This is a genomic window from Shewanella sp. 10N.286.52.C2 (genome assembly GCF_002874545.1).
In the GTDB taxonomy this organism is placed as follows: Bacteria; Pseudomonadota; Gammaproteobacteria; order Enterobacterales; family Shewanellaceae; genus Shewanella.
In genome coordinates this window covers 1-1,975 of record NZ_MCTV01000058.1, presented here as the reverse complement: position 1 = coordinate 1,975, position 1,975 = coordinate 1, and the positions used below count along the sequence as shown (strand labels likewise).

Annotated in this window: 1 protein-coding gene; it reads right to left on the bottom strand. The window is 35.1% G+C overall.

Annotated elements, in window-relative coordinates:
• Window positions 1-37: 37 nt before the first annotated feature.
• Entirely contained in the window at window positions 38-1,813 is a 1,776-nt protein-coding gene (locus BCU94_RS17515) for an ATP-binding protein (protein ID WP_102477111.1), read from the bottom strand.
• Between the last annotated feature and the right edge of the window lie 162 nt (window positions 1,814-1,975).

Here is a 1,975-nt window from a genome sequence, read left to right as displayed (position 1 = left end):
TAGGCTCGCCTATTGACTGGTGGAAGGCTCATATGTGTTAGATTTCATTTCCATTTGATAGAGCAATAAACTCACAAAGGTCATTTAATCTCGAGTCTAAATCTAGAACATTAAAATTAACTTCATTTTCTTCTATATAATGCCTTGCTACTTTAACTTTACTAGCAGTCCTTTCAATATTACTTCTATTTTTTTTGTATTTAAGCAAGTTCTCCCAGTCACCTTTAGAAATAAGCCTTTCAGCTGATGGATGAACAGCAATAACACTATCTTCGACTTTATCATGATCTAAATAGTTTTCTACTTCTCTGCCTTTGGTTACCCAAGCAAAACCTGAACCCGAGTTAAACTCTTGCTTTAACCTTTGTTTGGTTGAATTTAATCTTGATCTTGGGTTTTCTTTATCGCTATCGAACATAATGACAGTATTTCTATTTAAATTTCTAACTGAAACGAAATCACTTATCTTATCTTCTAACTCGTCATTATCTTCTGCCGTTAAGTGGCTAAACAATCGACCGCCGTAGAACATAATTGAGTAATGAACCCCTTCAATAAGGTTATTATTCTTGGCTTTAATCCAGTAGTTTAGATAAATCCTATCTGAAGGTCCTTCTACCCAAATGATACAATTAGCTTGTAATATATCAGATGCTTTATAACCTAAATCGTTACATATACTAGATCTTTCCTTAGTGCTAGCGATTGCATTTACAACTGAAGCTCCATTTTCTTGAGTAACATGAAATATTTCAGATTCCACAGCATCTAATAAGTGTGCAGAATGTGTTGTAAAAAAGTACTGGTTATTTGTACTTTCTGAAAGATACTTAACCAGTTTTCTTTGCAATAAAGGGTGCAAATGTAATTCTGGCTCCTCGACACATAAAATAGTGTTTTCTAGTAAAGTAGCAGCGGCTGCTATAATTACGACTTCATGAACACCTGTCCCTAAAGACTCGAGAGGTAAAGTTTTATTATCCATATGAATTAAAATCATATTTCTTTCATATGGTATTTCGATCTCTGCAGTTTGGTTTTCTAAAACCTCTTGGATAAAAGCATTTATGGCTAAAAACTTTTCTTTTTCTGCTTGTTCAATTAAAGGTGGGTTTTGGATTTTTGCTAATCTTTCAATTATACCTTCACCACTAAAATCGCTAGCTTGACTACCTTCAATTCCAACTTTCCTAATAGCGGGAATAACTTCAACATCAGGGATTTCTGTTGGTATATAAGCCAACGCTTGTATTGTTTCTGGAACCCAATGAGCTCTAATATCGCCACCACTTTGCCGAGTCAAAACTCCCCAAAGTTGTGCCCACTCTCTGTTCTCTAAAACTTGTTTAATTTCTTCTATATTTAGTTCTAAGGAAAAATTACCTGCTGGGCTTTCTGATTTATATGTAAACCATACATCTCCATTTTCATCAGAAAACAAGTCGGAAGAAAGCAACTTTCTTGCTATACCTCTATGAGCTCGATGAGCGTGAGCATCAGGTAGTTTTTCATTGATATAATCTTCTATTTCCTCTGAGAACAAAGGAAAAGATATTCTGTTCTCAGCTCTTACACCGGATAAATGTTTATCGATGTCTTTAAAAGGTACTTCCTGTTGCTGCCTACCATACTGCTGCTGATTTCGAGCCTTAGAAACAAAATACGAATATTGCTCATTAAGAAAATTAACAATATTAGACTTACCAATATTATTTTTACCGATAATCAGGTTAACTTTCCGCAAAGGCGCAACTTTTGTTAATTCATTTCCGAAACTTCTATAACCTGAAAAGCCAAAACCTTTTAAGAGCACAATACTATCCTTGAAATCTAACGCCCTGTTAACAGGCAAAAAATTGTTGGCTAAAATAGTGACGAAGGAACAAAAGCCAACTGTTTTTTGTCCTTGTTTAACAGCTTGATACTCATTGAGCCCCCTCCCTAGCAAGCCGCATCAGCGGTATGCTTAAGGTGA